This window comes from Thermodesulfobacteriota bacterium (genome assembly GCA_035325995.1).
Classification (GTDB): Bacteria; Desulfobacterota_D; UBA1144; order Nemesobacterales; family UBA2774; genus JADLGH01.
Map to the genome: position 1 here is coordinate 1 of DAOKYU010000033.1, position 4,111 is coordinate 4,111.

The window sequence follows — 4,111 nt, forward strand, 5'->3', positions numbered from 1 at the left end:
CTGAAGCGGAAGATGGCCGAGTACGAGGCGTTGAGGGTGGAGATCGAGGAGTTGAAGAGGGAGGTGGAAGGGTCCCAATGAATCGAAAGACCAGATATTCGAGTCGCATCTTGCTAAGCATTGCAAAACGCCTTCCACGCGGCTATTGGCCAGTCATCAGAGCGGCGGCCAACCGAGATTCCAGTCTGCAGGACCTGCCAATTAAACTGAAGGACATCTCATACGAACTCCGGGCAGATCTTCGCGAAAGTGTTTTTGTCCCTCTGTATCTCCACGGCCGAATTCCGCATCAGGTCGGATTTGACAAGGTCTGTCGTCGTGTTCTCCGGGTAGGAGATACCGTCTTCGATATTGGTGCGAACGTTGGATATACATCTGCACTCTTTTCGGATCTGGTTGCTGAAGCCGGCAACGTACTCGCCATCGAACCTTCACCAGGGGCATTCGCGCTCTTGCATCGGTCTCTGGCGGAAGTCCCGAATATCGAACTCGTAAACGTCGGTGTTTCTTCGGGAGAAGGCGAACTTACCTTCTATGTGCCGTCTCAGCTTGATCGTGCCAGGCTCGTCCCGATCAACGGCGCCAAAGAAATAATGATTCCAACGGTTGCGGTCGATGCGCTTGGCGTTCGCTATGGCCATCCCACCTTCCTGAAGGTCGATGTCGAAGGACACGAGCCTGAGGTTTTTTGCGGTGCCGCAGCAACCTTGGCACGGGGCGATCGGCCCATCATCGTGTTCGAAGCGCTCGACCCCGCTGCGCTTCGGCAATGCCTCGACGTGTTGGAAAAGCTAAGCAATCGGGCTTACCGTTTCTTGCGCATCAGGAACGACGGTGCGCTGGTGCCGATCGACGCTGTGGACGGGTCAAGCGATTACCTTGCCATGCCGGAGTGGGCCGAGAATAGGATCTTGCCGCTTGCGAAATGAATGAAATGAAGAGGGTTCCCTCACTCGCTTGGTCCGGCGCGCCCACTTTCGGCTACTCACCGGCACCGCTCGCATACGGAATCCGGAAGCGAGCTGCGTCTCGCAGAATGGGCGCATCTGTCTTATCTGCGCATCTCTTTCTTCAAATACTCGCGTTAAAAAGCGCGTTCTTGTCGGCCGCGATGGCCAGTGGTCGCTAGCGCCAATCCTCATTCACGTTCACTGCATCAATACGATGCGCGCCCGATCAGCGACCTAAACATGGCCTTCGAACTCCTCCTCTCTGCACTTGTGACTGTACTCTGCCTAGTGCTCGCATGGAGTGCCAGACGCTCATTTGTGAGCGTGCATCTCCTGCCATTGGGTCTGCTCTGCACTGCTCTTCCCCTTGTGCGTATTGTTTTTGGCGGCAGTCCTTGGAGGGCGTCTGACGAGACCATCGCTTTTGCATATGGCTCGATCGCGTTGTATGCGCTTTGTATCTGGCTTGGTGCGAAGGCACTTCGGGATAAGAGCCTCGCGCGTTTCGCTGCCTGGATTGCAAGCGTAGATCGGAACGAATTACCTACAGCGCAGGCCGTATGGGTCATATCAGCACTCTGGTTGACGAGGCTCTACCAAGCGGCGGAGTACGGCGTACTTGTGTCTGGCTCCGCCACTGAGGAGGCTATTCGAAGCATGCCGTACTGGCTCACCAGCTTCAACTCGATTCTGGTACTGGTGGGAATGGGGTCTACGGTTGTACTGGCTCTTGCTGCGTCGCGTGGTTCGACGAAACTCTGGATTCTTGTATTGCTCGAACTCACTTGGACCTTTGTAAGCGAAGGTCGAAGGCAATTCCTGTTCCTTGCCTTGCTTCTACTGTGGATTGCGCGACGAGCAATGGCGCTGCGGGCCAGGACGTTGATCATCGGCGCCGCGCTGTCTGTCGTCCTTCTTTACGTTCTTACACCAGTATTTCTATACGGGCGTGAATACAATCAGACTCTCTTGGCAGCCGGGTTGTCACCCGTCGCAGCATTCCTATCAGCGTTCTCGCAGAGCTGGAATGAGTGCGGGGTCACGCTGGCGTGCTCGGATCGGGCAGGAGTCAATGTAGTCGAGCGCGGGAATGCGATGGAGTTCCTTAAGCTCATCGTGGGGGCGGAGCGCCAAGGCTCCGATTATCTACTTGGGCTCGGATTTCTCTATTCCCTCGTTTGGGCTATCCCGGGTTTTCTCATCCGCAAACCCGACTTGATGACGGAACAGTATCTTCAGGTTCATTTTGCTCTTCCACTGCAGGATGATGCGATTTCGATCCCCGCGCTTGCCTACGCGGACTTCGGCATACTCGGATGTGCTTTCGCAGGTATTACTTTATCGATCTACGTCTATTATGTAGCGGCTTACGCAAGACACCGGCATCAACTACTGGTGTTCGCCTCTATCGCGATGGGAGTATTGACAACACTCTGGAATATCGAAGGTGACCCAATCAGCTATGTCATCGTTATCAGAGATTCCTTCATTGTTCTGGCGGTCGCCACGATTACCGCCTCTCTTTACAGAATAGTCCGACGCGGGAGAATCCAATGAGCCAGGACTCCCTCGGGACGGTTGTCATAACTTTCCCGCTGGTCCGTTGCCATTAGAGTCATGGCGCTCTCCCGGAACGCGCTATTGGCTGCTCTAGCCGCAATCGCTCTCACCGGCAGCCGATTCGTACTCACCGCCATCGCAGCACGCAGGCTCTCACAAGCCGACTTTGGCCAGTTTGCCTATGCGATATGGCTGGTGGATATCGCTTTCCTCGTTTGCTCGCTGGGTGCAACGGGCGCGGTCGGCCGCTACGCCGCGGAGTTGCGCGCCGACACGCCTCGGCTTGCCGCGTTCATGCACCACTGGCGACCATGGGCCGCCGGATTGCCGCTGCTGGCCGGGTTGGTCGCAGTCGTCGGGGCGAAATTCGCCGGCCTGCCCCTCGACATGACATCGCTCATGCTGGTCGCCCTTTGGGCGGCGGTGCAAGGCAGGTGGGCGATGCAGACGGCCGCGCTCACGGGTGGTCAACGGTTCGACATAATTCTTCGCGCGAATCTGCTGGCGGGCACCCTCATGATCGCAGGGATGCTCTTCCTGCCTGTCGACACGTTCGGCCTGCCGCTCATGTTTGCGTTGATGGTCGCAACCGGAGTAGTCGGCGCGTTGACGGGCGCCTCGCAAGTTCGTGGCCTCGGTGTGGGCACCGCAGCGACGCTCCACCCGGCCCAATGTCGGGCGATCCGCAGGTACGCCCTGAACATCTGGCTGACCGCCCTGCTGTGGGCGCTCGTTTGGTCTCGCGGCGAGTTTCCGATCGTACGCGTGTACCTGGGCGACGAAGGCGTCGCAGCCTATGCGGCCGCCATGACCCTGTTCGGAGGCGCCGTCCAGGCGGTCATGCTGGGGGTTGGAGGCGTGGCTCCCCAACTGACGCGATTCTGGGGCGAGGGTCGCGTCGAACTGGCGCTCGCCACCGCTCGAAAGGTAATGGATTTTCAGTTGTTGGCGTGCGGGATTGCTGCCATGACGCTGATCTGCTTCGGCCCCGAGTTGATGAGTCTGGCGTTCGGCGAAAAATATCGAGCCGGGGCCGGGGCGCTTGTTCTTCTTGGTACGGGTCTGATCGCAATGGCGCTTTCGACCCAGAACCATGTGCTCCAGATTGCCACCGATGCACGCTTCAACCGGAATACGTCGATATTGGGACTGGTGGTCTTGCTGCTTCTGGCGTTCAGCCTCACGCCATTGCTCGGTCTCGAGGGCGCGGCAGTGGCACGAGCATCGACGATGAGCCTCCTTGCTACGGCGTCGGTCTACGCCCTCCGGCGGCGGTGGGGGCGCCGAGCCATACCCCTCCAAAATCTTCTAGTCACTCTGAGCATATGTGTTGTCTCCGCTTGCGCCACGTATGCAATCCAAGGGCAATATCTGGTTGCGCGGGGTTGCATCTTCATCACTGGATTTGGGGTCCTGATTACAACGCTCCGACACGACGACGACTCCCCGATCATGGCTGATGCGGCCAGATGGGCGATTTCGACACTGCAAGTCCTGCGTTCGAGGCGCCGTACCCAATATGACCATCATGAGCCCTGAGCGTCGATCACTACTGTCCGGTTAAATGGTCCCCGCTCGAGCCGAGATCCAGCGCTGGCGCG

The 4,111-nt window shown here is 58.0% G+C and carries 3 protein-coding genes; all 3 read left to right on the top strand.

Going from position 1 to position 4,111, the window contains the following annotated elements:
- The first annotated feature begins 77 nt into the window (after nt 1-77).
- The 3 genes from PKC29_15420 (at nt 78) to PKC29_15430 (ending at nt 4,049) form a co-directional block, all read left to right on the top strand.
- Nucleotides 78-929 (top strand): FkbM family methyltransferase, encoded by an 852-nt coding sequence (locus PKC29_15420; protein HML96807.1) that lies wholly within the window; start codon nt 78-80, stop codon nt 927-929.
- Nucleotides 930-1,607: 678 nt separating this feature from the next.
- Nucleotides 1,608-2,507, top strand: a complete 900-nt coding sequence (locus tag PKC29_15425; protein HML96808.1) for a hypothetical protein — start codon at nt 1,608-1,610, stop codon at nt 2,505-2,507.
- A gap of 84 nt (nt 2,508-2,591) precedes the next feature.
- Nucleotides 2,592-4,049 carry a lipopolysaccharide biosynthesis protein gene (locus tag PKC29_15430; GenBank protein HML96809.1) on the top strand — a complete coding sequence of 486 codons (1,458 nt, stop codon included), beginning with the start codon at nt 2,592-2,594 and terminating at the stop codon, nt 4,047-4,049.
- Nucleotides 4,050-4,111: the final 62 nt, after the last annotated feature.